Raw genomic sequence first — 23,390 nt, forward strand, 5'->3', positions numbered from 1 at the left:
GGGATGGATTATCCGAAAAGTGTGCCCAGCGCCGGGTTGGTGAATGGGAAATTTGTGGATGAGAACCCGCTGACCGGGACGCCGGGGTCGTTGATCCCGGCGGATTGGGGGAATGGGGTGACGGAGGAAATAGTAAACGTCATCAAGGCCGGGGATTTGACGCCGGATGAGACGAATTACAAACAACTGCTGCAAGCCATTCAGAGCATTTCGGCCAAGGGCTGGAATCTGGATTCGGCGCTGCCGATTGGGTCGTTGCCACCGGCTACGGTGGCCACGGCTGATGGGCGTTTGGCGGTGACGCCGGTCGCCGCGGCTACGAATGGTGGCAAAGTTTCGATTCCGGCGGGGGTATTTGTCAGTATCGGACAGGAAGTCGTTGCGGGCCAGTTGGGCCGTCCTCGAACGTTTACGACTCAAGCATGGAGCAGTGCGGATCTGTTGCCGATGTCCAGTTATTTTCTTCGGGTCCAAGTGAGCGGCGATGCCCTGACTTTTTACATGCAGCGCGGTGCTTTGTATGACGCGCAACCTGAGGGGCTGAAGGGCACCGTCAATGGCGCGGCAGGCGGTGGTTTCCAGTCCACGCCGCTGGATATGTGTATCGCATGGGTTGTGACGGCAGCCCCGGGCACGACGCCAGTGATACGACTGATCTACAACCGCAGCAGACTGTCCTGGACCCAGACCGTGAACGGAAATGGGGTGGTTTATCTACCGCTGGATCCCCAAGCCCGTGCTGCACGCCTTGTGGTGGGCAATCCGACGCCTCATCCAACGGCAATTACTAGCGTTTCTTTCGCGCCGGGGGGATGGGCGGGCGGCAACTACTCTTATTTATCTCCGGTTAGCACGGGGGTTAGTAATTGGGATGGTTGGGCCACAGTCGGTTCATCGGCTTGCATTTTTACAAGTAACGTCGTTAACGATGCCACGGTCTCCACCCTGACCGCTAGCTTCGACCATTCGGAGCTACGTTCGCTCTGGCAGACGTATCAAGCCGAGCATACGTTTAACTCCGGGATCGCTACCAGTGACGAGTTGCTTTTCTCTATGGGGATCAAATTCTTCTCTCAACCTGACTATTCAAATGGCATAGCGGTCAACTTTTCTGCTGCGGTCAACGTTAACTTTTCCTGGGAATTGATTCGATGAATGTCATTCAAGAACTTCACCTGTTTGAAGACGGACTTCGTTCCGCCCAACCTTCTCCAATCCATGGTTGGGACGGCGAAAAGTGGGTGGTGGACGGGTCGATCGTTGCCATGCTGGAGCAGGAGCAGGGCGCGGAGCTTTGCGCCAGGATTGATGCGGCCGCAGATAACGCACGAAAAGCCATGGCTGGCGACCCGCTACGCGCCGTTGAATACGCACACGCCGCCGCCGATGCCCAGGCCTTCATTGCTGAAGGCTATCCGAAAAAAGCGGTGCCGCTGTCGGTGTCCGCCTGGGTCATCAAGGGTCGAACCGCCAGACAGGCGGCCGATCAGATCATTGCCAAGGCCGCTCAATTCCATGAGAGCCTGCTGACACTTCGAACCCTTCGGTTGAAGGCTAAAGAACAAGTCAAAGCGCAAATCGCCAAAGGCAAAACCGATCTCGCCAATCAAGTCAGTGATGAGGCGATTGCCGCTATCCGTAACGTGGTGAGCGACTTGGCTGGCTAGTTCATTCGAAATATCCGCTGTACCCAACGCCCACTCACCCGTGGGCGTTTTTGTTTTTATTCAAACACGACCTGCTGCGCTGTTGTGCCAATAGCCATGCAGGGCTTTATTACAGGGAACACAAACAATGGATTATCCAAAAAGCGTCCCCAGTGTCGGACTGGTCAATGGACGGTTTGTCGATGAAAATCCGGTGGCCGGTTCGCCTGGGTCGTTGATTCCAGCGGTGTGGGGCAATGCCGTTACGCAGGAGATTTTGAGTGTGGTGACTGGCGCCGGAATGGCGCCGGTGGAGGCGGACACGGGACAGTTGTTGAAGGCGATCCAGGCGATTATCGGTGTGAGCAGTCCGATGCGTTCGGTGGTGACCCGGCTAGCGGCATCGAAGCTGCTGGCGCCGGAAGAGCTCGGTCTGGTGCTGATTGATGCGAGCCCCGGTTCGACCACAATCGCTCTTCCACCGGCTAACGCTGCAATGGGCATTCGTGACGTCATTCTTCGACGTGTCGACAACAGTGGTAACCGCCTGGTCATCCAGGCTGCGGGCACAGACCGAATCAGATTCCATACCCATCTTTCAGCGGTTGGCTATCCATTTCTGGTGTTGATGGGCAGCGGCGACTGGTGGCATCTGCGCAGCGATGGCGCCGGCAGTTGGTGGCCGGTGGGGCGCTTTGATAACACGCCGTTGGGTCGACCGTTTTTTGAAACGACTCTACAAATGAACCCTGGCGGCTATGGCGCTCTCAACGGGAATGTCCTGGTTCGCAGCGAATGGCCGTGGCTATGGGATCACGCGCAATCATCGGGTGCGTTGACGACTGAGGCGGCAAGGGGGGGCAAGGAGGGTGGCTGGACATCTGCAGATGGCGCGCTGAACTTCCGGATTCCAGAGGCCCGAGGGGAGTTCCTTCGCGTGCTGGACGAATCCCGGGGCGTGGATGTGGCGCGCGCATTAGGAAGTAGCCAGATCCACACGCTTCAGAAGCATAACCACTTCCTTCCCACCACCGCGGGCAGCTCAATCAGTCCCGCCTCAAGTATTCCTGACGGGATGTGGGATGTTGCACATGATGTTAATTGCGCCCCGACCAATACGACTGTTGCTACCACTTATCCCAATCCCGCGTTCGATGGTGGAGTCGAAGGCAGCATTGGGACTATGGGTACATTTTCCGCTGAAACCCGCCCACGAAACATTGCCTATCCAGGCCGAATCAAATTGATTTGAGGTGTATATGTTTAATTATTTGATCGATGAAAGTGGCGCCTTGTCTGGTCCTGTGGAGTTTCCGGTTGTTCCGGGTATCGGCGTGCAGTTGCCCAGTAATGCCCTCACGCTGGGAATCGAGCTGTCCAAAGTGCCCGTTGCTCATACTTGGGCGTTTGTAGACGGCGCGCTGCAACTTCAAGCCGATTATCGGGGCGATGTTTTTCGCACGGACACCGGCTTTAGAGAAACCTGGGTAGAACTGGGTGATTTGCCGGATGGCTATACGACTCAGGTTTGGCCGGGGGCTTACCATCGTTGGGTTAATGATGCGTGGGCGTTAGATGAAAAGGCTCACTTGGCCGATCTTGAACGCCAGGTACTTACGAAACGAGACACCCTGCTGCGTGATGCCGTTGTGCGTATAGCCCCGCTTCAATATGCCGAAGATATCGGTGATGCCACTCACGATGAGCAACTGGCGTTGATGGAATGGAAACTCTACAGCGTTGAGTTGAATCGCCTTGAACGGCAAGCAAACTTTCCTGCAGAGATCGACTGGCCTCAGGTTCCAGGCTCGACAGAGTAACTGCATTGCCTGTGTTTATGCCCTTCAACTTGAGTAGATCAAAATGGACTATCCAAAAAGCGTCCCCAGTGCAGGACTGGTCAACGGTAGATTTGCCGATGAAAACCCGATAGCCGGAACTCCCGGCTCCCTGATTCCAGCCAGTTGGGGTAATAGCGTCACCCAGGAAATTCTCAACGCCATCACCGCCGCGGGGCTGATGCCTTCCGAGAATCAAACTGATCAGTTGAGCCTGGCCATTAAAGAGTTGGCCAAACTCGACCCACAACAGAATTTTCCGGTGCAGGTTTATCGCAAGAACCTGGTGATTAACGGCAACTTCGATATCTGGCAGCGCGGTGCGGTTAACTTGGGGCCTTACACCGGTGCTTATATCGCGGACCGTTTTCGTTGCGACTGGAACGGAAACGCCGGGGTGAATATTTCCCGGCAGAGCTTTGCGCTGGGTCAGGGCGAGGTGCCCAATGAGCCCCGTTACTTTATGCGTTGGCAACAAATCACTGCGGGAGTTGGCGCCAGCGTGCATAAAGTTTCCCAGGCTATCGAGTCAGTCAGGACCTTGGCGGGGAAAACCGCGACACTGACGTTCTGGGCCAAGGCCGACACGGTGCGTCAACTCAATGTGACTGTCGCGCAGTATTTCGGAGCGGGCGGTAGTGTGGATACCGTGACGCCGGTTGGCAGCTTTCAACTCAAAACTTCCTGGACCCGATACAGCGCGACGATTCAAGTACCGTCCTTGACGGGCAAAACGTTGGGAAGTAGTGGCAATGACTTTCTGCGGCTCTCCTTCGACCTGCCCTTGAATGTTTTGCAGGTGATAGACCTGGCGCAGATCCAGTTGGAAGAGGGGCGGGTGTCGACGCCGTTCGAGCTCCGCAGCCCTGGCGATGAATTGATGTTGTGCCAACGTTATTACGAAAAAACCTACAGCCAGGATCTACCACCAGGAAGCATGACAGGTCCCTACGGCGCTCTGATCTCCACCGTGAGACAGGGGCAAACGGGATTTGCCTCACAGCCCATGGCTCAGTGGACCTTCAAGGTTGAGAAGAGAGCTGTTCCAAGTTTCAGTCTGTTTACCACTACGCCGAAAGGAGTCGCAGGGCAGTGGCGTTCCGGGAGCGATGAAGTCTCATCGGGTAATGCTCGAGTTCTTGGGGCTTCGACGCGCGGCGTCTGGGTCGATAACTCTGATATTGGCGTCATTACACAGTCTTACTACATCCACGCCACTGCCGATGCCGAACTTTAAGGAGGCCATTTTCATGAACTATCAACTCACTGAAGATCCGGACACGGTCATCCGTCTGCCTGACAGGGCAACCGTTCCTCTACATCACCGCTTCTGGGATGAATACCAGCAATGGCTGGCGAGCGGTGGCGTGCCGCTGCCTGCAATCCTGGCAGGTGCTCCAGAGGCAGTTGCCCGAGCCTGGCGGGACCAGGAACTGGCCGCCAGCCAATGGCTGGTCGACCGTGATCGCGATGAGCACGAGGCCGGTACTCCGATGACTTTGAGCCGCGATCAATATCATGACTTGCTCGATTACCGGCAGGACCTGCGCGACTGGCCCTCGCTTGCCAGCTTTCCAAAAGACGCCAGCAAACCCTTGGCGCCGGTATGGTTAAGAACAATGGCCAATGGAACATGACTCATGCCTCTCACTTCAGCGCAGTTGCAACAAATTTTTTCCAACGCCCGCTCCCAAGCGGGCGTTTTCATTTCCGCCCTGAACACCGCCATGTCTCACCGCAACATCAACACCCCCAAACGCATCGCCGCCTTCCTCGCGCAAGTCGGTCACGAGTCGGGGCAGTTTCAGTACGTGCGTGAACTGGGCAGTGACCAATACCTGAGCAAATACGACACCGGCACACTGGCGGCTCGTTTGGGTAATACCCGTGAGCCTGACGGCGACGGCCAAAAGTACCGCGGTCGAGGCCTGATCCAGATCACCGGTCGCGACAATTACCACCAATGCAGTCTCGGGCTGTTCGGCGATGATCGTTTGTTATTTTTGCCTGAACTGCTGGAAAAACCCCAATGGGCCGCCGAATCAGCCGCCTGGTTCTGGCAACAAAACGGCCTTAACGAACTGGCCGACCGCGATCAGTTCAACAGCATCACTCGCCGCATCAACGGCGGCCTGAACGGTTTGCAGGATCGCTTGCAACTCTGGGCGCGAGCGAGGGCGGTGTTATGCCAGCCTTCGGTCTGATCGGCTGGCGATTGATCGGTCTGCTGGTGCTGGCCGGTTGTTCGGCGGCATTGGCCTGGCAGTTTCAGGATTGGCGCTACGGCCGCCAACTGGCGGAGCAGGCCAGGCTGCACGCCGAAACCTTTAATCAACTGACTCTGGCCGTTGCCACCCAGCAACAGGCCGAGCAGGACAAGCGCCTGGCTCTGGAACAACGGCTGTCGGCCAGTGAACAAACCCATTATCGAGCGCTTAGCGATGCCGAACGTGATCAAGGTCGCCTGCGCGATCGTCTTGCCACTGCTGATGTGCGCCTGTCAGTCCTCCTCGATGCCCATGACGCTGCCTCAACCTGTGCAGTGCCAGCCGCCTCCGGCGCCGGCGGCGTGGATCATGGCGCCCCGCGAGCCCGACTTGACCCGGCGCATGCTCAGCGAATTATCGCCATCACCGACGCAGGCGACCGCGGACTGATTGCCCTGCAGGCGTGTCAGGCCTATGTCAGAGCCCTCGCTCGCTAACATTTTGATCGATCCTGAACCTTGCAAGCGTGATCGGCTCGTGTACGGTAGGTCTCATTCCGCTCGATCAGGAGAGAGCCGTGAAAGATATCACTCAGCTGGCCGCTGAACTTGGCAGGCGCTTGCAGGTTCTCAATGCCCACGTCACCACCGCCGAATCCTGTACCGGTGGCGGGATTGCCGAGGCGATCACCCGTATTCCAGGGAGTTCGGCGTGGTTTGAGGCCGGTTATGTCACGTACTCCAATCGCCAGAAAACCCAGCAATTGAATGTCCCGGCCCAATTGTTTGAAACAGTGGGGGCAGTCAGCCGCGAGGTGGTTGAAGCCATGGTCCGCGGCGCGCAGGAAAAAAGCCGGGCGCGTTTTGCCGTGGCGGTTAGCGGTGTGGCCGGGCCGGATGGCGGTTCGCCGGGCAAGCCCGTGGGCACGGTGTGGCTGGCCTGGGGCATTGGTGAGCAGGTGTTCAGCGAGGTGCAGTACTTTCCCGGTAACCGTGACGAGGTCCGCCGACAAACGGTGAAGGCCGCGCTAGAGGGGCTGCTGCGACATGCCGCTGGAGAAATCTCAAATCAGGGGTAGGCGATCCTGAAACGCTGTGGAATAATACTGGCTACTTATACAGGTGTTGGCCGTCAGGCCTTATTGATTACGTGAGGACTTTAATGGACGACAACAAGAAGAAAGCCTTGGCTGCGGCCCTGGGTCAGATCGAACGTCAATTCGGCAAGGGTGCCGTAATGCGTATGGGCGATCAGGACCGTCAGGCGATCCCGGCCATTTCCACTGGCTCTCTGGGTCTGGACATCGCGCTCGGCATTGGCGGTCTGCCAAAAGGCCGTATCGTTGAGATCTACGGTCCTGAATCCTCCGGTAAAACCACCCTGACACTGTCGGTGATCGCCCAGGCTCAAAAAGCCGGCGCGACCTGCGCATTCGTCGACGCCGAACACGCCCTCGATCCTGAGTACGCCGGCAAACTGGGCGTCAACGTCGACGACCTGCTGGTTTCCCAGCCGGATACCGGCGAGCAAGCCCTGGAAATCACCGACATGCTGGTGCGTTCCAACGCGGTTGACGTGATCATCGTCGACTCCGTGGCGGCTCTGGTGCCGAAGGCTGAAATCGAAGGCGAAATGGGCGACATGCACGTGGGCCTGCAAGCCCGTCTGATGTCCCAGGCGCTGCGTAAAATCACCGGTAACATCAAGAACGCCAACTGCCTGGTGATCTTCATCAACCAGATCCGTATGAAAATCGGCGTGATGTTCGGCAGCCCGGAAACCACCACCGGTGGTAACGCGCTGAAGTTCTACGCATCGGTTCGTCTGGACATCCGTCGTACTGGCGCGGTGAAAGAAGGTGATGAAGTCGTTGGTAGCGAAACCCGCGTCAAAGTCGTGAAGAACAAAGTGGCTTCGCCGTTCCGTCAGGCCGAGTTCCAGATTCTTTATGGCAAGGGTATCTACCTCAACGGTGAGATGATCGACCTGGGTGTTCTGCACGGTTTCGTCGAGAAATCCGGTGCATGGTATGCCTACGAAGGCACCAAGATCGGTCAGGGTAAGGCCAACTCGGCCAAGTTCCTGGCGGACAATCCGGAGATCGCCGCGAAACTTGAGAAGCAACTGCGTGACAAGTTGCTGACTCCAGCGCCGGACGTCAAAGCATCGCCAGTCAAAGAGACGGCTGATGACCTGGCTGACGCTGATATCTGATTGATCCGATGACCGCCGTACTCGATACACTCGTCGCGGTGCGGCGAACCGCAATGGACCTGCTCGCGCGACGCGAGCACGGTCGAGTCGAGCTGACGCGTAAACTGCGTCAGCGCGGCGCCCTCCCTGAAATGATCGACACTGCACTCGACCGCTTGACGGAAGAGGGCCTGTTGTCCGAATCCCGTTATCTCGAGAGCTTTGTTTCCTACCGTGCCCGTTCCGGTTATGGCCCTTTGCGAATTCGTGAAGAGTTGAGCCAGCGCGGCCTGCAACGTACCGACATCGAACTCGCTTTGCGCGAGAGCGGTATCAACTGGCAGGAACAACTGGAAGACACCTGGCGGCGCAAATTTGCTGGGCACCTACCGATAGATGCCCGGGAGCGTGCCAAACAGGGCAGGTTCCTGAGTTATCGGGGGTATTCCATGGAAATGATCAGCCGCTTGTTCAGCGGCCGAGGGATGGACGATTAAATACGGTCCGCTATTTCGATAGCGGGCCGTTTTTTTTGCTTCACGTCACCTTGAACGGCTCACGCGCGCGTTGTTGCGTCTGGGGTTTGGACTGGGCCCAGTTTTCCGGCAGGTTGATGTAATCCACCAATTCCCGCAGACGGCCATGATCACGGGCGTTGAAGGTGAAGGCCAGTCGTGCCAGATGGCTGAACTGTGCTTCGTCGTGCTCCTCACCGCTGTAGGCGTGCTGATGGAAATGATCGCTCAGGCACAGGTCGGCGAATGCCTCCTGCATGTGTTCAAGCGCCCGGTCGCTGAGTTTGTGGTTCATGCGAATCACGAACTGATGCTTGAGCCAGCGGCTGGAGTGGAAGTTGCTGTAGAACTGATTGATCTGCTCCACTGCCTCTTCGGCACTGTAGACCAGACTCAACAGCTTCATGTCGGTTGGCAGGATGTAGCGATTTTCCTCCAGTTGATGGTGAATGAAGTCCAGCGCGCCTTGCCAGAACTTGCCGCCCGGCGCATCCAGTAGCACCACGGGCACCAATGGGCTTTTGCCGGTCTGAATCAGGGTCAGCACTTCCAGCGCTTCATCCAGCGTACCGAAACCGCCTGGGCACAGGACCAGCGCATCGGCTTCCTTGACGAAGAACAGTTTGCGAGTAAAGAAAAAGTGGAAGGGCAGTAGATTCCCGGTGCCATTGACCGTGGGATTGGCATGTTGCTCGAAGGGCAGGGTGATGTTGAATCCCAGGCTGTGTTCCAGGCCGGCGCCTTCGTGGGCCGCCGCCATGATGCCGCCACCGGCACCGGTGATAACCATCATGTCCGAGCGCGCCAGAGCGGCGCCAAGCTCTCGGGCCAAACCATACAATGGGTGTTCAATCGGCGTGCGGGCCGAACCGAAAACGGTGACTTTGCGTCGCCCTTTGAACTGCTCCAGCACACGGAAGGCATGCTCGAGTTCGCGCAGGGTTTGCAGGGTGATCTTGGCATTCCAGCGGTTGTGATCTTCCTGGGCCATGCGCAGCACAGTCAGGATCATGTCGCGGTAAATCGGGATGTTGGGGCTGTTGGGTGAAACCAGGTTGAGTTGTTCTTCGACCTTGCTGGTGAGGTCGTGGCCGCTTTCTTGAAAATGACGGCTCAGGAGGTCATTCGGTTGGTAAGGCATTCAACTTCTCCTTCTGCACAGAACCCTTGGCCCGACAAAACAGTTGTCGGCGCCGCGACACCCCTTGTGTCGCTGTCTGCCCAAGCCCTTGCCTGGGCGCTCCACCTGACTCAATTGCAATCGAGCCATCCATACGGGCTCTGCTTATCCCTTGAATGAAAGAAACGTTCGCACAATAAGACACGCAATGGGCAGCCCCTTTTCTGCCCCTGAAAAAAACAACGTGAACATTATGAATTTAGACCCTCGCAACGATTTGCGCTGCCTGATCATTGCGCCGCACAGTCTTTCCTGGCAATCGCTTATTAACCATTTGCAAGGGGCTTTCACCGCTCGTCTGAACGCAAGCCATCTGTCCTGCGCTCTGATTTACTAAGTTACAGGTGTAACACGACAACCTTGCGTCAATGGCAGGACGCAACGTTCAAGCAATTCAGGGATTTATCGCGTGATCAACGACGATCAAGCGTGCAGGGAGGCGGTAAACCATGCCCAGAGTCACTCTGGAAATCGATGCGCAACTGTATCGATTGCTGAAATTATCAGCCGAGACCAATCATTTGAGTCTCGAAGAGGAGTGCTGCCGACGTCTGGAGGGCGGGGAGCGACGTTCGCGCTACTTGCAGGCGCTGTTGGCAGAACTGCGCGCCGAGGATGAACAGCGGCGCGCCAATTCCCGATAGTTACTTCTTCTTGGCCGGTGTGGCTTTCGGGCAATCCGATTCCTGGAAGCTTGCGGAGCCGACCGGGCGGTTGGTTTTCACTTCGGTAAAGTCGTAACGCATGATCGCGCCCTTTGCCATCAGCTTGCGGAACCCCTCGTTTCTGCAGACGGAGGCACCAAGCTGGAAGTACACGGCTTTCGGATCGGCGCGCATCTTGTCGGCGTGGCTGCTCTGAACACTCAGATGATTGATCAGCTGATTGCCTTCGACGGTGTAACCCTGATCCTGAATGTCTTCATTGATCGCCCGTGGAGTGCCGACACTGCTTTGTACGGCGACGTTTCGCAGCTCTCTGTTCAGATTCTGCTCACTCAAGGACGCAGCCTGAGCGTTGAAGGACGACGCCAGCAGAATGGCAGCGGTGGGAACGATAAGGCGCAGCATGAAACTCTCCTGGTTCAGTGACTGGTGGTTCGACCCGTCACGTGACTGTGCGTTCAGTGGCGGCGAATTATAGGGGAGCGCGCCTGGACGGTACAGGCTTGCGCCGGCCGCTCTGGTAAACTGCTGGCCTTTATTGCCTTGCCGAGTACCGTTTGTGTCGAGTTTTCCTGTCTGCGGGTGCTGCCCACGATGAACCACGCCCCCAACGCCGTAGCCCGCTTGCGCGATCAGCGAGAGGAAGAGGGCATCAAGCCGATTCAGGCCCGTGGCTGGCGAGCAACCCGTTGCCGTGCCTGCCGCGTGATCGAGAGCCACTGCTTATGCGCCTGGCGTCCGCAGGTCGACACCCGTAGCGGCGTGTGCCTGATCATGACCAACAAAGAAGTGTTCAAGCCGAGCAATACCGGTTGGCTGATTGCCGATGTGGTGCGCGACAACCATGCATTCATCTGGTCGCGTACCGAAATCGATGAACAACTGCTGGCGCTGTTGGCCGACCCGCAATGGCAGCCATATCTGGTGTTTCCTGGCGAATACGTCGAGCCCGAGCGAGTGACCCACAGCGTCGAGGTCAATAGCACCAAGCGGCCGCTGTTCATTCTGCTGGACGCCACTTGGACCGAAGCCCGGAAGATTTTCCGTAAAAGCCCCTATTTTGATGGGTTCCCGATTCTGAGCCTGCTTCCTGAGAAGCTTTCACGGTACCGGTTACGCAGGTCCACCCGCAGCGAGCACCTGTGCACGGCCGAAGTGGCGGCGTTGTGCCTCGATCTGGCTGGCGATACAGACGCTGCATCGGCACTGGACGCTTATTTTGATGTGTTCAGCCAGCATTACCTGGACGCTAAACATCAGTTGGATATGAATGTTGCAACACCGGCCCACGCCGAGCTGATGCCCTTTGTGCAGCAAGTGGCGCCCGTCATCTGCTGAGCATCGCCCATACTGCAAAGAACCAGGCTCGCTGGCCGGGCCATGCAACTTGACCACCCCGGTTTCGCTGGGCATGCTTGGCGCCGATTAGGGCGCGGCCAAAGTTTGAAACGCTGCTTTTTTTACGTAATTGGCGTTGAACGTGCCCTGTTGGTGCCGCTGCGTGGCTGCACCTCGAGTTGTTTTGGCGAGGCCTGAATGCATCGGGCGTCCCATGAAAAACAGGATCATTAGAATAATGGCCACATACGAAATCCTGATTGCCGATGATCACCCTCTTTTTCGAAGCGCCCTGCATCAAGCGTTGACCCTGGGTCTAGGCCCAGATGTCCGTCTGGTGGAAGTGGCGAGCATTGCCGAGCTGGAAACCCGTCTGGACGAAAAGGCCGACTGGGATTTGGTATTGCTGGACCTGAACATGCCGGGGGCGTACGGTTTTTCCGGGTTGGTGCTGTTGCGTGGGCAGTACCCGCAGATTCCAGTGGTGATGGTGTCGGCTCAGGAAGAAGCGTCAATCATGGTGAAATCCCGTGAATTCGGCGCCAGTGGCTTCATTCCCAAGTCCAGTGATTTGAGCGTGATTCAGAAAGCTGTTCGCGCGGTGCTGGATGGCGACGTTTTCTGGCCGCCCCAAGCCTTCGAAGCGGTCAGCGTTTCCACCGAAGCCAAGGCCGCCAGCGAAGGCCTTGCCAGCCTGACACCCCAGCAGTTCCGGGTGTTGACCATGGTCTGTGAAGGTTTGCTGAACAAGCAGATTGCCTACGAGTTGAGTGTTTCCGAAGCGACGATCAAGGCCCACGTCACGGCAATTTTCCGTAAGCTGAATGTGCGGACCCGGACTCAGGCAGCGCTGCTCTTGCAACAACTTGAGTCAATTTCGAGCAACTAAGGAGCAAGGTGTTCACGCTTTTTTGACTTTGCTTCATCTAGCTTTCCCACTCCTTTTTGGTCAGTTGCCTACTTTATGTCACCTTTCAAAGGCCAGACCGGCCTCAAACGTATCCTCAACGCCTCCGGCTACTCCCTGGATGGCTTGCGTGCAGCCTTCACCGGTGAAGCGGCCTTTCGGCAACTGGTGCTGCTTAATGCGATCCTGATTCCGCTGTCATTCTTCCTCAACGTCAGCCGTGTCGAGCAGGCACTTTTGATTGCGGTTTGCCTGTTGGCATTGATCGTCGAGTTGCTCAATTCGGCGGTGGAAGCGGCCATCGACCGCATTTCCCTTGAGTTGCATCCGCTGTCCAAGAACGCCAAGGACATGGGCAGCGCCGCTCAATTGGTGGCATTGAGCATGATCGCTCTGGTCTGGGCGCTGATCCTGTTTTAAGCGATGGTAGGCAGGACGATCTCGTCGCTGCGCTGAACCCCGGCGGTGAACGCGCGGCACAGTTCGAGGAATTCGCGCATCGCCGACGTCTGGTATTTCTGTTTGTGCCAGATGAAATAGAACTGCCGCGCCAAGTCCAGATCCGGTGTTTCCACCGGCACCAGGCTGCCGCGGCGGAACGCATCGCGCAGCGCCAGGCGAGAAATGCATCCAATCCCCAAACCTGATTCCACCGCGCGCTTGATCGCTTCGGTGTGTTCCAGCTCCAGGCGAATATTCAGCGCGCTGCGATGGTGTCGCATGGCTTGGTCGAACGTCAGCCGGGTGCCCGAGCCTTGCTCACGCAAGATCCACGCCTCATGACTCAGCTCTTCCATGGTCGCGATGCCGCGTTTGGCCAGCGGATGCTGGGGCGCACAGAACACCACCAGTTCATCTTCGACCCAGCTCTGCACTTCGATGTCCGGATGGCTGCAATCGCCTTCGATCAGACCCAGATCAATTTCATAATGCGCGACCTGCTGCACGATGTTGGCAGTGTTCTGCACGTGCAGCTTCACCTGGCTTTCCGGATGGCGCTGCATGAAGCTGCCGATCAGCAGGGTGGCGAGGTAATTGCCGATGGTCAGGGTCGCGCCGACCGCCAGAGAGCCGAAACCGGATTTGCCGTTGAGCAAGTCTTCGATCTCCTTGGCCTGGTCGAGCAGGGCCACTGCCTGCGGCAACAGCTGTTTGCCGAGGGCATTGAGGCTCAGCCGTTTGCCGGCGCGATCGAACAGCTGGCAGCTGCACTGACGCTCTAGCTCGGTGATCGAGGTGCTCGCCGCCGATTGCGAGAGGTTGAGCGTCAGCGCAGCACGGGATACGCTTTCCTGCTGGGCGACGGTGACGAATACTTGAAGTTGACGGAGAGTAAATCGCATATCGATATAACCGATAACCCTTATCTTAATAATCCATTTAACAGATATTGTCGCTGCCATTAGAATGCGATGCAATTGCGCACATCATCGGCGCAGGCAAATCTCCAGGAGTCCCACGTACATGAGCAACATGAACCACGAGCGTGTCCTCAGTGTTCACCACTGGAACGACACTCTGTTCAGCTTCAAGTGCACCCGCGATCCGGGCCTGCGCTTCGAGAACGGTCAGTTCGTGATGATCGGCCTGCAACAGCCCAACGGCCGCCCGCTTATGCGCGCTTACTCGATTGCCAGCCCTAACTGGGAAGAGCATCTCGAGTTCTTCAGCATCAAAGTGCCAGATGGCCCGCTGACTTCCCAGTTGCAGCATCTGAAGGAAGGCGACGAGATCATCATCAGCAAAAAGCCTACCGGCACGCTGGTGCTGGATGACTTGAAGCCTGGCAAACATTTGTACTTGCTCAGCACCGGTACCGGTCTGGCGCCGTTCATGAGCGTCATCCAGGACCCGGAAACCTACGAGCGTTTCGAAAAAGTGATCCTGTGCCACGGCGTGCGTTACGTCAATGAAGTCGCTTACCGCGAGTTCATCACCGAGCACTTGCCGCAGAACGAGTTCTTCGGCGAGGCGCTGCGTGACAAGTTGATCTACTACCCGACCGTGACCCGCGAGCCGTTCGAGAACGAAGGCCGCCTGACTGACCTGATGCGCAGCGGCAAGCTGTTCAGCGACATCGGTCTGCCACCGATCAACCCGCAGGACGACCGCGCCATGCTGTGCGGTAGCCCAAGCATGCTCGACGAGACCAGCGAAGTGTTGAACAGCTTCGGCCTGAAAGTTTCGCCGCGGATGCGCGAGCCGGGTGATTACCTGATCGAGCGTGCGTTCGTCGAGAAGTAAGACGTTGTTTGGGTGACGCAGAGCGTCACTGGATGCATTCCCACGCAGAGCGTGGGAACGATCAGCCCCCATTGCCTGTGCAGGCAATGGGGGCTTTTTTATGCCCGACACAAACCTTGTAGGAGCTGTCGAGTGAAACGAGGCTGCGATCTTCCTGTTTTTTAAAGCAACATCAAAAGATCGCAGCCTCGTTTCACTCGACAGCTCCTACAGGTTGGAGATGGGGATGACTTCGAGGACGCGGATCATGCCGGCTTCCGGGTAATGCCAGCGCACATCCACATCCCAGAACTGCGCGCCGTATTCCCTTTCCGGTGCAGGAGTCTGGTACGCCGGACGTGGGTCTTGTGCCAGGCATTGCTCGATCAGCTCGACCAAGGGTTCATCAAGCCGCTGAGCGTGGCCATGAGCCTGTTGCAGCGCTGAGTCTGTCCACTGCACGGGAATCAGCGATGGCGGAGCGCTGGCGATGCTGTTGGAGGCCGTGTCGATGATGTCGGCGTAGGGCACGTAGGGTTTGATGTCGAGAATCGGCGTCCCGTCGAGTAGGTCGATGCCGGAGATCCACAGCCGATTGGCTTCGACTTTGTCCAGCTTGACCACCGATTGGCCGATACCATTGGGCCGGTGCGTCGCCCGAGTGGCGAACACGCCCATGGATTTGTTGCCGCCCAGGCGCGGAGGGCGGACTTTCAGGCGTGGCTTTTCTTCCAGGGCCTGATGGAACAGGAACAACAGCCAGACATGGCTGACCTGCTCCAGCCCCTGCACCGCATCACCCTGATCGAACGGCGCCACCAACTCCAGCACGCCGCGAGCGGCCGCGGCCAGCTGCGGCTGGCGCGGAATGGCGAACTTCTCCTTGAAACAGGAGCGCACGAAGCCGATGGGGGAAACGCTGTAGGTCATGGTTTGGGGTCGAGGCGGGGGATTAGGTGGCATGATAACCCACTCAAAGATCGTTCCCACGCTCCGCGTGGGAATGCCTCAATGGACGCTCTGCGTCCGCTTTGGGACGCAGAGCGTCCCGGGCTGCATTCCCACGCGGAGCGTGGGAACGATCATTGGGAGGAGATCAGAGGCTGAACCCACCATCCAAAGGAATAATATTCCCTGTCATATACGCCCCAGCCGTACTCGCCAGACTGATCGCCAGCGCAGCCATCTCTTCCTCCCGCCCCCAGCGCTTCATCGGAATCAGCGCCGTATCCTCGGCCAACGCCTGCTCATCATTGCCAATATGCTGAGTCATCTTGCTCGGAAAACGTCCCGGTGCAATCACGTTGACGTTGATGTGCTGGCTCACCAGCTCCCGCGCCAGAATCCGCGACAGTTGATGTAGGGCGGCTTTACTCGGGCCGTAGGCATACGCCTGTTCGCCAAAGGAGGAAATCCCGGCCACCGAACCAATGTTGATGATCCGCGCCGGATTCGCTTCGGAACCAGCCTTGCGCAGCAGCGGCAGAAATTGCTGGATGCAGTTGAACACCGAGGTCACGTTGAGCTGCATGACCTTTTCCCAGCCCTTGACCGGGTAACTCTCCAGCGGCGCGCCCCAGGTGGTACCGGCATTGTTCACCAGAATATCCAGTTGACCGATGTGTTCACTCAGGTGCGCAGCCAATTGCTGGACGCCTTCTTCATGGGCCAGGTTGGCGGCTACCGCGTGACACACCCCGAAGGCACTCAGTTCGTTGGCGGTTTGCTGACAGGCGTCGGCATCGCGGGCACACACGTACACAGTGGCGCCAGCCTCGACATAAGCCTTGGCGATCATTTTGCCGATACCGCGGGTGCCGCCGGTCACCAGAGCGGTGCGGCCTTGCAGGGAAAAGTAGGGATGCATGGCGAATCCTGAGAGCTGAGGGTCAATACACCCTAGTCGTCAGCCGCCAGAAGCGGAGCCACTATTTTTGCGAGGAATGAAGGTCCATACAGCCTTGAACTGCCCCGCCCTTGTAGGAGCACAGCTTGCTGGCGAAGGCGTTTTGAAAATCGCCTTCGCGGGCAAGCCTCGCTCCTACAGGGACCGCGGCGTTCGTGGGCGCTTATTGCGGGCGAACGCGCAGGGTCAGGCCCTTGAGGAAGTTGCGCAGCAACTGGTCGCCGCAGGTGCGGTAGTTGGTGTGGCCGAACTTGCGGAACAGCGCGCTCAGCTCAGGCTTGGACACCGGGAACTCGGCCGCCTTGAGAATCGCGTGCATATCGTCCTCTTTCAGCTCGAAGGCCACACGCAGCTTCTTCAGGATGATGTTGTTGGTCACCGGCGTTTCGATCGGCTGCGGCGGACGGCTTTCGTCCTTGCCACGCTTGAAGATCACCAGGCCATCGAGGAAATGCGCCATGACCTCGTCCGGGCAGCGTACGAAGCCTTCTTCGTCTTCCTCTTTTTTGTCGAGGTACGTCAGCAGGTCTTCCATGGACACGTCCATGCCGCCGAGCTTGATGATCTCGATAACCTTCTTGTCGCTGATGTCGAGCATGTAGCGCACGCTGCGCAGTACGTCGTTATGAATCATGGTGTGCAGTCCTGATATTCAGCAGTGGGCGCCGCATAAACAGCGGCGCCGAAATGTATGGCGGCGTGAAAAGTCTTAGAACTTCTCTTTGCCGGACAGGTAGCGCCATTGCCCCAACGGCACTTTGCCGATGGACACGCCGCCGATGCGGATGCGGCGGATGGCGACGACCTTCAGGCCTACAGCCTGGCAAAACAGGGCGATCACGCCCGGTTGTGGATTCTTCATCGCAAAGCGCAGACGGTTTTCGTTCTGCCAGCTGGCTTTGACCGGCGGCAGTTCCTTGCCCTTGTAGGTCAGGCCGTGATTCAGGCGGTTGAGGCCGTGAGCCACCATGTCGCCTTCAACCTCGACCACATACTCTTGCTCGATCTTGGCGGAGTCTGCGGTGAGTTTGCGCAGGATCTTCCAGTCCTGGGTGAACACCAGCAGACCGCTGGCATTGGCCTGCAGATCGGTGCTGGCGGTCAGACGCAGGAAGTGGCCCTTGAGCGGGCGTTTGCCGTAGCGGTGTTCTTCGCTCAGGGTCTCGGCGCTGATGGTTGCCATGGCCGTGTCCGCGTCCATGCCCGCAGGGACGTTGAACAGGATGGTCACCGGCTCCGGCGCAGTGGCCTTGGCTTCTGGATCGAGCTCGACTTTTTGGTTGTCGACCTTGAACTGCGGCTCGTCGATGACTTCACCGTCCACGGTGACCCAGCCGCCCTCGATGAACAGCTCAGCCTCCCGACGGGAACAGCCGACGAGTTCGATGAGGCGTTTGGAGAGACGAATCGGGTCAGTCATGACAGGGCCGTAACAAAAAAGGGGTGGGCATTGTACCTGCCTGGCGCCGGTTAATCCCGGCTCCATTTGCACCGTATGGCTTTTTGTGGGAGCTGGCTTGCCTGCGATAGCATCACCGCGGTGCAACTGACAGACCGCAGTGATGCTATCGCAGGCAAGCCAGCTCCCACATTGTTCTATGTGGGGTCAGCCATTAACCATTACGCGTCAGTTGTTGAGACTGGCGCAAACGCATGTGCAGTAACGGATACGGCTGCCCCATGCCATCGACTTCCGAACGGCCAATCACCTCAAAGCCCTGTTTAAAGTAAAACCCCAAGGCCTGCGGGTTCTGTTCATTGACGTCCAGCTCATCGGCGTTCAGGTGTTCCATGGCATAGCGCAGCAATAGCTTGCCCAGGCCTTTGCCTCGATGCGCCGGGTCGATGAAGAGCATTTCGATCTTGCCCGCCGCCACGCCGGCGAACCCGGTGATGCGCTGTCGCGAGTCTTTGGTGCAGATCAGCATCACCGCGTCGAGGTAGCGGGTCAGCACCAGGTTCTTCAGTAGTTCGATGTAGCTGTCGGGTAGAAAGTCATGGGTGGCGCGCACCGAGGCTTCCCACACTTGGGTGAGTTCTTCGTAGTCGCTCTGTTTCGGTGTGTGAATGACCGAATGTTGGCGCATGCCGCTGGCCTCTCTTGCGTGGATGACGCGAGTTCTTTCTCTCACAAAACGATAGACGTAAAAAAGCCCCGCATCTCGTCAAGAGAGCAGGGCTTTTTGTATTTTTTGCGTTTAGATCTGTTCAGCCCACAGGTCGTATTCGTCGGCGTCGGTCACTTTGCACCAGGCTTTGTCGCCCGGCTTCAAGTTGCTGCCGTTGTCGATGAACACGTTGCCGTCGATTTCCGGGGCATCGAAGAAGCAGCGGCCAACGGCGCCTTGCTCGTCGACTTCATCGACCAGCACTTCGATTTCACGGCCGACGCGCATTTGCAGGCGTGCCGAGCTGATGGCTTGTTGGTGAGCCATGAAGCGGTCCCAACGGTCTTGCTTGACGTCGTCCGGCACGATGGCCGCGTCCAGCAGGTTGGCTGGTGCGCCTTCGACCGGCGAGTACTGGAAGCAACCAACGCGGTCCAGCTGGGCTTCGGTCAGCCAGTTCAGCAGGTACTGGAAATCTTCTTCGGTTTCGCCGGGGAAGCCGACGATGAAGGTCGAACGGATGATCAGGTCCGGGCAGATCTCGCGCCAGTTTTTGATCCGCGCCAGGGTCTTGTCTTCGAAGGCCGGGCGTTTCATGGCTTTCAGGACTTTCGGGCTGGCGTGCTGGAACGGGATGTCCAGATACGGCAGGATTTTCCCGGCGGCCATCAGCGGGATCAGCTCATCGACGTGCGGGTATGGGTAAACGTAGTGCAGACGCACCCAGACACCAAGAGTGCTCAGCGCTTCGCAGAGTTCGGTCATGCGGGTTTTCACCGGCGCGCCGTTCCAGAAACCGGTGCGGTATTTCACGTCGACGCCGTAGGCGCTGGTGTCCTGGGAAATCACCAACAGCTCTTTGACGCCGGACTTGACCAGGCGCTGGGCTTCGTCGAGCACGTCACCGACCGGGCGGCTGACCAGTTTGCCGCGCATCGACGGGATGATGCAGAAGCTGCAGCTGTGGTTGCAGCCTTCGGAAATCTTCAGGTAGGCGTAGTGGCGCGGGGTCAGTTTGATCCCTTGCGGCGGCACCAGGTCGATCAGCGGGTTGTGATCCTGACGCGGCGGCACAACGGCGTGCACGGCGTTGACCACTTGCTCGTACTGCTGCGGACCGGTCACGGCCAATACGCTTGGGTGCACGTTGCGGATGTTGCCTTCTTCGACGCCCATGCAGCCGGTCACGATGACCTTGCCGTTTTCCTTGATGGCTTCGCCGATCACTTCCAGGGACTCAGCCTTGGCCGAGTCGATAAAGCCGCAGGTGTTGACCACCACGACGTCGGCGTCCTGATAAGTGGACACAACGTCATAGCCTTCCATGCGCAGCTGGGTAAGGATGCGCTCGGAGTCGACCAGTGCTTTCGGGCAACCCAGGGATACGAAGCCAACCTTTGGATTGGCCGGCGCAGGAGTGGTGGACATGTCTAACCTCGGTATTTGTGACGCCTCCAGCCGAGAACGGCAAGGCGACAGACGGGCGCTTATGTTTTTCGGCGCCTCTGATCAAAAAGTGCGCAATTCTAGCGATGGCAGAGGCACTTGACCAGCTTTATGCAGGGAAATACGACGAGTGCTGCGCTATGCTTCGCGCCTTTACGCTTTATCGATTCTCTATAGTCAATAAAACGTCTGTAACAACAAGTAAAACAGCGCATGCTGCACGGCAAAACATAGTGCTTCTTTCAAGAAGCCCGGGTCTGGTAACAGGAGTTGTGGATGGGTCAGGCAAGTAGTCAGGCGGCGGGTGCCGAGCATTCGGCGGCGAAGCCGATCGGCATGCTGATCGCAGCGGTCGGGGTGGTTTATGGCGATATCGGCACGAGCCCGCTGTACACCCTCAAAGAAGTGTTTTCCGGTGGCTATGGCGTGCCGGTCAACCATGACGGCGTGCTGGGCATTCTGGCGCTGATCTTCTGGTCGCTGATCTGGGTCGTTTCGATCAAATACATGATGTTCGTGCTGCGAGCCGACAACCAGGGCGAGGGCGGGATCATGGCCTTGACCGCGCTGGCGCGGCGGGCAGCGGCGGGGCATGCGAAATTGCGTACCTTACTGGTGGTCTGCGGGTTGATCGGCGCGGCGTTGTTCTATGGCGACAGCATGATCACCCCGGCGATTTCCGTGTTGTCGGCGATTGAAGGTCTGGGATTGGCATTCGAGGGCATCGACCATTGGGTGGTGCCGCTGTCGTTGATCGTGCTGGTGGCGTTGTTCCTGATTCAGCGCCACGGTACGGCGCGGATCGGCATTCTGTTCGGGCCGATCATGGTCACCTGGTTTCTGGTGCTGGGCGCGCTGGGCATGTATGGCATCAGTCAGCACCCGGAAGTGTTGCAGGCGATGAACCCGGTGTGGGGCGTGCGCTTCTTCATGGTTCATCCAGGCATGGGGATCGCGATTCTTGGCGCTGTGGTGCTGGCGTTGACCGGTGCCGAGGCGCTGTACGCCGACATGGGCCACTTCGGTCGCAAGCCGATCGCCCGGGCCTGGTTCATTCTGGTACTGCCGGCGCTGGTGCTGAACTACTTCGGGCAGGGCGCGTTACTGCTCGGTGATCCGGAAGCCGCCCGTAACCCGTTCTATTTGCTGGCGCCAAGCTGGGCGTTGATCCCATTGGTGGGATTGTCGACGATGGCCACGGTGATTGCCTCGCAAGCGGTCATCTCCGGTGCGTTCTCCCTGACCCGTCAAGCGATCCAGCTCGGCTACATTCCGCGCATGCACATCCAGCACACGTCCAGTGCCGAGCAGGGCCAGATCTATATCGGCGCGGTGAACTGGGCGTTGATGGTTGGCGTGATCCTGCTGGTAATAGGCTTTGAGTCCTCCGGCGCGTTGGCTTCGGCCTACGGCGTGGCAGTGACCGGGACCATGCTGATGACCACGATTCTGGTGTCGGCGGTGATGTTGCTGTTGTGGAAGTGGCCACCGATCCTCGCGGTTCCGGTGTTGTTGGGTTTCCTGTTGGTGGACGGTCTGTACTTCGCCGCCAACGTGCCGAAAATCATTCAGGGCGGTGCATTCCCGGTGATTGCCGGTATCGCGCTGTTCGTGTTGATGACCACCTGGAAACGCGGCAAGCAACTGCTGGTGGAGCGAATGGACGAGGGCGGGTTACCGCTGCCGATCTTCATCAGCAGTATCCGCGTGCAACCGCCGCATCGGGTCCAGGGCACGGCTGTGTTCCTGACTGCTCGCCCGGATGCCGTGCCTCACGCGCTGTTGCACAACCTGCTGCATAACCAGGTGCTGCACGAGCAAGTAGTGTTGCTGACAGTGGTGTACGAAGACATCCCGCGCGTCCCGCCGCAACGGCGTTTCGATGTCGACTCCTACGGTGAAGGGTTCTTCCGGGTGATCCTGCATTTCGGCTTCACCGACGAGCCGGACGTGCCTGAGGCCTTGAAGCTGTGCCATCTGGAAGACCTGAATTTCAGCCCGATGCGCACGACCTACTTCCTCAGTCGCGAAACGGTCATCGCCTCCAAACTCGAAGGCATGGCCCGCTGGCGCGAGGCGTTGTTCGCCTTCATGTTGAAGAATGCCAATGGCAATTTGCGGTTCTTCAATTTGCCGTTGAATCGGGTGATTGAGTTGGGTACGCAAGTCGAGATGTAAGCCACATGAAAAAGCCCCCGTTGCCATGAAGGTAGCGGGGGCTTTTTTTTGACTGGCATTTGATCCCAATCCAACGAAGAACCCTGTGGGAGCGGCGGTGCGGCGATCCGACTTGCCCGCGATAGCGGTATGTCTGCCACATCAATGTTGGATCTGCTGCCGTCATCGCGGGCAAGCCCGCTCCCACAGGTATCTGAGTATCTGCTGGCGCCTTTACTGGCTTTCAGGCAGCTCTTCTTCAGATTCGGTCTTTGTCCGAGCAGGTCGAGGTGTCAGCACCTTCACCACATCATCAATCACTGCCTTGGACATAGCCGTCAAATAGTGCGCGGCCCAGGCGTGGCGGTCGGTGTCTTTTATGTAGGCTGCGTCCTCGGTAAATGATTTGGCGAGGAATAGCAGATCGGAGGCTTGTGACAATGCATCAACAATGGGGACGCCGGCGCGGACGTTGAACAACGCCTGATCCGAGCAGTAGATGAGCGGGGTGAGGCCGATGGTTTTTAGTTCTGAAATCGCGGTCGAATCTATTTTGGACATGTCTATTCCCTAAGCTTGAGGAACTGCCACGTTCGTTTCCAAGCGAATGGGTGGCAGCTGTGCGCAGGTTGGAAAACCGGGAGCCTAGGAAACCGGCACGTCCGAAGACGTCCCACGCACAACCGCCATGACACAAGATTGCAGCCGTAAAGGTCTGCGGTCATGTTGGGCACGTTGTTGCTATTCGCTCGTCGGGTTTCCAAGCCCGATCGCTGAATGGTCAGCGACGTCCGGAGAGTATCCCGTCGAAGAAAAACGCAACAAGGAGGCAAAGTGCCCAATTGGCAAGATTAGGAGTTTGCCTACAAGGTCTGCGGGCGTCATCTGATATTGCGACACCTTAAGTAAACGAAACTAAACATGGTGAGAGGATCTTGATCTACAGGGCGTCGATATTCCCTGTGGGAGCGGGTTTGCCCTAATGCCAGTCAGTTAAGGGCAAATCGGACCTGTAGGAGCCAGGCTTGCCGGCGAAGGCGTTCTTAAGGACGCCTTCGCCG

27 protein-coding genes are annotated in these 23,390 nt (G+C 57.9%); 17 read left to right on the forward strand and 10 right to left on the reverse strand.

Annotated elements, in window-relative coordinates:
- Positions 1 to 3 precede the first annotated feature (3 nt).
- From NHU87_RS21845 to recX, 11 genes are all read left to right on the forward strand, one after another.
- Positions 4 to 1,155 carry a phage tail protein gene (locus tag NHU87_RS21845; RefSeq protein WP_253552418.1) on the forward strand — a complete coding sequence of 384 codons (1,152 nt, stop codon included), beginning with the start codon at positions 4 to 6 and terminating at the stop codon, positions 1,153 to 1,155.
- Positions 1,152 to 1,667, forward strand: coding sequence for a phage tail protein (locus tag NHU87_RS21850; RefSeq protein WP_253552419.1), 516 nt, complete (start codon positions 1,152 to 1,154; stop codon positions 1,665 to 1,667). The genes NHU87_RS21845 and NHU87_RS21850 overlap by 4 nt, the downstream gene beginning before the upstream one ends.
- Before the next feature lie 127 nt (positions 1,668 to 1,794).
- Positions 1,795 to 2,898: a phage tail protein gene (locus NHU87_RS21855; RefSeq protein WP_253552422.1), complete on the forward strand. Its 1,104-nt coding sequence runs from the start codon at positions 1,795 to 1,797 to the stop codon at positions 2,896 to 2,898.
- Between the two features lie 7 nt (positions 2,899 to 2,905).
- Positions 2,906 to 3,466, forward strand: a complete 561-nt coding sequence (locus tag NHU87_RS21860; RefSeq protein WP_253552424.1) for a tail fiber assembly protein — start codon at positions 2,906 to 2,908, stop codon at positions 3,464 to 3,466.
- Positions 3,467 to 3,509: 43 nt separating this feature from the next.
- Complete coding sequence (locus tag NHU87_RS21865) at positions 3,510 to 4,721, forward strand: carbohydrate-binding protein CenC (RefSeq protein WP_253552427.1); 1,212 nt, start codon at positions 3,510 to 3,512, stop codon at positions 4,719 to 4,721.
- A gap of 13 nt (positions 4,722 to 4,734) precedes the next feature.
- A complete protein-coding gene (locus NHU87_RS21870; protein ID WP_253552429.1) occupies positions 4,735 to 5,121 on the forward strand; it encodes a phage tail assembly chaperone in 387 nt (128 codons plus the stop codon).
- Between the two features lie 3 nt (positions 5,122 to 5,124).
- Positions 5,125 to 5,688: a glycoside hydrolase family 19 protein gene (locus tag NHU87_RS21875; RefSeq protein WP_253552430.1), complete on the forward strand. Its 564-nt coding sequence runs from the start codon at positions 5,125 to 5,127 to the stop codon at positions 5,686 to 5,688.
- Positions 5,670 to 6,188 carry a lysis system i-spanin subunit Rz gene (locus tag NHU87_RS21880; RefSeq protein WP_253552432.1) on the forward strand — a complete coding sequence of 173 codons (519 nt, stop codon included), beginning with the start codon at positions 5,670 to 5,672 and terminating at the stop codon, positions 6,186 to 6,188. Before NHU87_RS21875 ends, NHU87_RS21880 begins: the two co-directional genes overlap by 19 nt.
- A gap of 80 nt (positions 6,189 to 6,268) precedes the next feature.
- Positions 6,269 to 6,769, forward strand: coding sequence for a CinA family protein (locus tag NHU87_RS21885; protein ID WP_253552433.1), 501 nt, complete (start codon positions 6,269 to 6,271; stop codon positions 6,767 to 6,769).
- Between the two features lie 83 nt (positions 6,770 to 6,852).
- The gene (gene recA / locus NHU87_RS21890; RefSeq protein ID WP_007907270.1) at positions 6,853 to 7,905 is read left to right on the forward strand and encodes a recombinase RecA; all 1,053 of its coding nucleotides are present in this window, start codon (positions 6,853 to 6,855) and stop codon (positions 7,903 to 7,905) included.
- 8 nt (positions 7,906 to 7,913) lie between these two features.
- Positions 7,914 to 8,381, forward strand: a complete 468-nt coding sequence (gene recX / locus NHU87_RS21895; RefSeq protein WP_048393833.1) for a recombination regulator RecX — start codon at positions 7,914 to 7,916, stop codon at positions 8,379 to 8,381.
- Between the two features lie 40 nt (positions 8,382 to 8,421).
- Here the strand turns inward: recX and NHU87_RS21900 are convergent, their stop codons facing one another.
- Complete coding sequence (locus tag NHU87_RS21900) at positions 8,422 to 9,540, reverse strand: TIGR00730 family Rossman fold protein (protein ID WP_253552434.1); 1,119 nt, start codon at positions 9,538 to 9,540, stop codon at positions 8,422 to 8,424.
- Positions 9,541 to 10,028: 488 nt separating this feature from the next.
- On the opposite strand from NHU87_RS21900, the gene NHU87_RS21905 reads away from it, so the two are divergent.
- Complete coding sequence (locus NHU87_RS21905) at positions 10,029 to 10,223, forward strand: hypothetical protein (protein ID WP_007907277.1); 195 nt, start codon at positions 10,029 to 10,031, stop codon at positions 10,221 to 10,223.
- On the opposite strand, the gene NHU87_RS21910 is transcribed toward NHU87_RS21905, so the two are convergent.
- The gene (locus tag NHU87_RS21910) at positions 10,224 to 10,649 is read right to left on the reverse strand and encodes a PA3611 family quorum-sensing-regulated virulence factor (protein WP_253552435.1); all 426 of its coding nucleotides are present in this window, start codon (positions 10,647 to 10,649) and stop codon (positions 10,224 to 10,226) included.
- A 189-nt stretch (positions 10,650 to 10,838) separates the two neighbouring features.
- Between NHU87_RS21910 and NHU87_RS21915 the strand changes: the two genes are divergently transcribed.
- From NHU87_RS21915 to NHU87_RS21925, 3 genes are all read left to right on the forward strand, one after another.
- Positions 10,839 to 11,582: a tRNA-uridine aminocarboxypropyltransferase gene (locus NHU87_RS21915; protein WP_253552437.1), complete on the forward strand. Its 744-nt coding sequence runs from the start codon at positions 10,839 to 10,841 to the stop codon at positions 11,580 to 11,582.
- Between the two features lie 238 nt (positions 11,583 to 11,820).
- Positions 11,821 to 12,471 (forward strand): response regulator transcription factor ErdR, encoded by a 651-nt coding sequence (gene erdR / locus NHU87_RS21920; RefSeq protein WP_253552439.1) that lies wholly within the window; start codon positions 11,821 to 11,823, stop codon positions 12,469 to 12,471.
- A 75-nt stretch (positions 12,472 to 12,546) separates the two neighbouring features.
- On the forward strand, positions 12,547 to 12,909 hold the full coding sequence (locus NHU87_RS21925) for a diacylglycerol kinase (RefSeq protein ID WP_253552442.1): 363 nt from the start codon (positions 12,547 to 12,549) through the stop codon (positions 12,907 to 12,909).
- Here NHU87_RS21925 and NHU87_RS21930 read toward each other — a convergent pair.
- Entirely contained in the window at positions 12,906 to 13,832 is a 927-nt protein-coding gene (locus NHU87_RS21930) for a LysR family transcriptional regulator (RefSeq protein WP_253552445.1), read from the reverse strand. The genes NHU87_RS21925 and NHU87_RS21930 overlap by 4 nt on opposite strands.
- Before the next feature lie 121 nt (positions 13,833 to 13,953).
- On the opposite strand from NHU87_RS21930, the gene fpr reads away from it, so the two are divergent.
- Complete coding sequence (gene fpr / locus NHU87_RS21935; protein WP_003443014.1) at positions 13,954 to 14,733, forward strand: ferredoxin-NADP reductase; 780 nt, start codon at positions 13,954 to 13,956, stop codon at positions 14,731 to 14,733.
- Between the two features lie 207 nt (positions 14,734 to 14,940).
- Here the strand turns inward: fpr and tsaA are convergent, their stop codons facing one another.
- The 6 genes from tsaA to rimO form a co-directional block, all read right to left on the reverse strand.
- Positions 14,941 to 15,642 (reverse strand): tRNA (N6-threonylcarbamoyladenosine(37)-N6)-methyltransferase TrmO, encoded by a 702-nt coding sequence (gene tsaA / locus NHU87_RS21940; RefSeq protein WP_253552448.1) that lies wholly within the window; start codon positions 15,640 to 15,642, stop codon positions 14,941 to 14,943.
- Between the two features lie 166 nt (positions 15,643 to 15,808).
- Positions 15,809 to 16,579, reverse strand: coding sequence for an SDR family oxidoreductase (locus NHU87_RS21945; protein ID WP_253552451.1), 771 nt, complete (start codon positions 16,577 to 16,579; stop codon positions 15,809 to 15,811).
- 202 nt (positions 16,580 to 16,781) lie between these two features.
- On the reverse strand, positions 16,782 to 17,252 hold the full coding sequence (locus NHU87_RS21950) for a DUF1456 family protein (protein WP_253552455.1): 471 nt from the start codon (positions 17,250 to 17,252) through the stop codon (positions 16,782 to 16,784).
- 75 nt (positions 17,253 to 17,327) lie between these two features.
- Entirely contained in the window at positions 17,328 to 18,038 is a 711-nt protein-coding gene (locus NHU87_RS21955) for an rRNA pseudouridine synthase (RefSeq protein ID WP_038979194.1), read from the reverse strand.
- 193 nt (positions 18,039 to 18,231) lie between these two features.
- A complete protein-coding gene (locus tag NHU87_RS21960) occupies positions 18,232 to 18,705 on the reverse strand; it encodes a GNAT family N-acetyltransferase (protein ID WP_253552458.1) in 474 nt (157 codons plus the stop codon).
- A 111-nt stretch (positions 18,706 to 18,816) separates the two neighbouring features.
- Positions 18,817 to 20,154, reverse strand: coding sequence for a 30S ribosomal protein S12 methylthiotransferase RimO (gene rimO, locus NHU87_RS21965; protein WP_253552461.1), 1,338 nt, complete (start codon positions 20,152 to 20,154; stop codon positions 18,817 to 18,819).
- A gap of 354 nt (positions 20,155 to 20,508) precedes the next feature.
- Between rimO and NHU87_RS21970 the strand changes: the two genes are divergently transcribed.
- The gene (locus NHU87_RS21970; RefSeq protein ID WP_437180848.1) at positions 20,509 to 22,350 is read left to right on the forward strand and encodes a potassium transporter Kup; all 1,842 of its coding nucleotides are present in this window, start codon (positions 20,509 to 20,511) and stop codon (positions 22,348 to 22,350) included.
- A gap of 213 nt (positions 22,351 to 22,563) precedes the next feature.
- Here NHU87_RS21970 and NHU87_RS21975 read toward each other — a convergent pair whose 3' ends face one another.
- Positions 22,564 to 22,890, reverse strand: coding sequence for a DUF3077 domain-containing protein (locus tag NHU87_RS21975; protein ID WP_253552467.1), 327 nt, complete (start codon positions 22,888 to 22,890; stop codon positions 22,564 to 22,566).
- Between the last annotated feature and the right edge of the window lie 500 nt (positions 22,891 to 23,390).

The organism is Pseudomonas mandelii, assembly GCF_024138395.1.
Taxonomy (GTDB): domain Bacteria; phylum Pseudomonadota; class Gammaproteobacteria; order Pseudomonadales; family Pseudomonadaceae; genus Aquipseudomonas; species Aquipseudomonas mandelii_E.

What these genes read in the sequence shown, in the direction of transcription:
- NHU87_RS21845 (WP_253552418.1), top strand. Translation starts at nt 4, where the DNA reads ATGGATTATCCGAAAAGTGTGCCCAGCGCCGGGTTGGTGAATGGGAAA.
- NHU87_RS21850 (WP_253552419.1), top strand. Translation starts at nt 1,152, where the DNA reads ATGAATGTCATTCAAGAACTTCACCTGTTTGAAGACGGACTTCGTTCC.
- NHU87_RS21855 (WP_253552422.1), top strand. Translation starts at nt 1,795, where the DNA reads ATGGATTATCCAAAAAGCGTCCCCAGTGTCGGACTGGTCAATGGACGG.
- NHU87_RS21860 (WP_253552424.1), top strand. Translation starts at nt 2,906, where the DNA reads ATGTTTAATTATTTGATCGATGAAAGTGGCGCCTTGTCTGGTCCTGTG.
- NHU87_RS21865 (WP_253552427.1), top strand. Translation starts at nt 3,510, where the DNA reads ATGGACTATCCAAAAAGCGTCCCCAGTGCAGGACTGGTCAACGGTAGA.
- NHU87_RS21870 (WP_253552429.1), top strand. Translation starts at nt 4,735, where the DNA reads ATGAACTATCAACTCACTGAAGATCCGGACACGGTCATCCGTCTGCCT.
- NHU87_RS21875 (WP_253552430.1), top strand. Translation starts at nt 5,125, where the DNA reads ATGCCTCTCACTTCAGCGCAGTTGCAACAAATTTTTTCCAACGCCCGC.
- NHU87_RS21880 (WP_253552432.1), top strand. Translation starts at nt 5,670, where the DNA reads ATGCCAGCCTTCGGTCTGATCGGCTGGCGATTGATCGGTCTGCTGGTG.
- recA (WP_007907270.1), top strand. Translation starts at nt 6,853, where the DNA reads ATGGACGACAACAAGAAGAAAGCCTTGGCTGCGGCCCTGGGTCAGATC.
- recX (WP_048393833.1), top strand. Translation starts at nt 7,914, where the DNA reads ATGACCGCCGTACTCGATACACTCGTCGCGGTGCGGCGAACCGCAATG.
- NHU87_RS21900 (WP_253552434.1), bottom strand. Translation starts at nt 9,540, where the DNA reads ATGCCTTACCAACCGAATGACCTCCTGAGCCGTCATTTTCAAGAAAGC.
- NHU87_RS21905 (WP_007907277.1), top strand. Translation starts at nt 10,029, where the DNA reads ATGCCCAGAGTCACTCTGGAAATCGATGCGCAACTGTATCGATTGCTG.
- NHU87_RS21910 (WP_253552435.1), bottom strand. Translation starts at nt 10,649, where the DNA reads ATGCTGCGCCTTATCGTTCCCACCGCTGCCATTCTGCTGGCGTCGTCC.
- NHU87_RS21915 (WP_253552437.1), top strand. Translation starts at nt 10,839, where the DNA reads ATGAACCACGCCCCCAACGCCGTAGCCCGCTTGCGCGATCAGCGAGAG.
- erdR (WP_253552439.1), top strand. Translation starts at nt 11,821, where the DNA reads ATGGCCACATACGAAATCCTGATTGCCGATGATCACCCTCTTTTTCGA.
- NHU87_RS21925 (WP_253552442.1), top strand. Translation starts at nt 12,547, where the DNA reads ATGTCACCTTTCAAAGGCCAGACCGGCCTCAAACGTATCCTCAACGCC.
- NHU87_RS21930 (WP_253552445.1), bottom strand. Translation starts at nt 13,832, where the DNA reads ATGCGATTTACTCTCCGTCAACTTCAAGTATTCGTCACCGTCGCCCAG.
- fpr (WP_003443014.1), top strand. Translation starts at nt 13,954, where the DNA reads ATGAGCAACATGAACCACGAGCGTGTCCTCAGTGTTCACCACTGGAAC.
- tsaA (WP_253552448.1), bottom strand. Translation starts at nt 15,642, where the DNA reads ATGACCTACAGCGTTTCCCCCATCGGCTTCGTGCGCTCCTGTTTCAAG.
- NHU87_RS21945 (WP_253552451.1), bottom strand. Translation starts at nt 16,579, where the DNA reads ATGCATCCCTACTTTTCCCTGCAAGGCCGCACCGCTCTGGTGACCGGC.
- NHU87_RS21950 (WP_253552455.1), bottom strand. Translation starts at nt 17,252, where the DNA reads ATGATTCATAACGACGTACTGCGCAGCGTGCGCTACATGCTCGACATC.
- NHU87_RS21955 (WP_038979194.1), bottom strand. Translation starts at nt 18,038, where the DNA reads ATGACTGACCCGATTCGTCTCTCCAAACGCCTCATCGAACTCGTCGGC.
- NHU87_RS21960 (WP_253552458.1), bottom strand. Translation starts at nt 18,705, where the DNA reads ATGCGCCAACATTCGGTCATTCACACACCGAAACAGAGCGACTACGAA.
- rimO (WP_253552461.1), bottom strand. Translation starts at nt 20,154, where the DNA reads ATGTCCACCACTCCTGCGCCGGCCAATCCAAAGGTTGGCTTCGTATCC.
- NHU87_RS21970 (WP_437180848.1), top strand. Translation starts at nt 20,509, where the DNA reads ATGCTGATCGCAGCGGTCGGGGTGGTTTATGGCGATATCGGCACGAGC.
- NHU87_RS21975 (WP_253552467.1), bottom strand. Translation starts at nt 22,890, where the DNA reads ATGTCCAAAATAGATTCGACCGCGATTTCAGAACTAAAAACCATCGGC.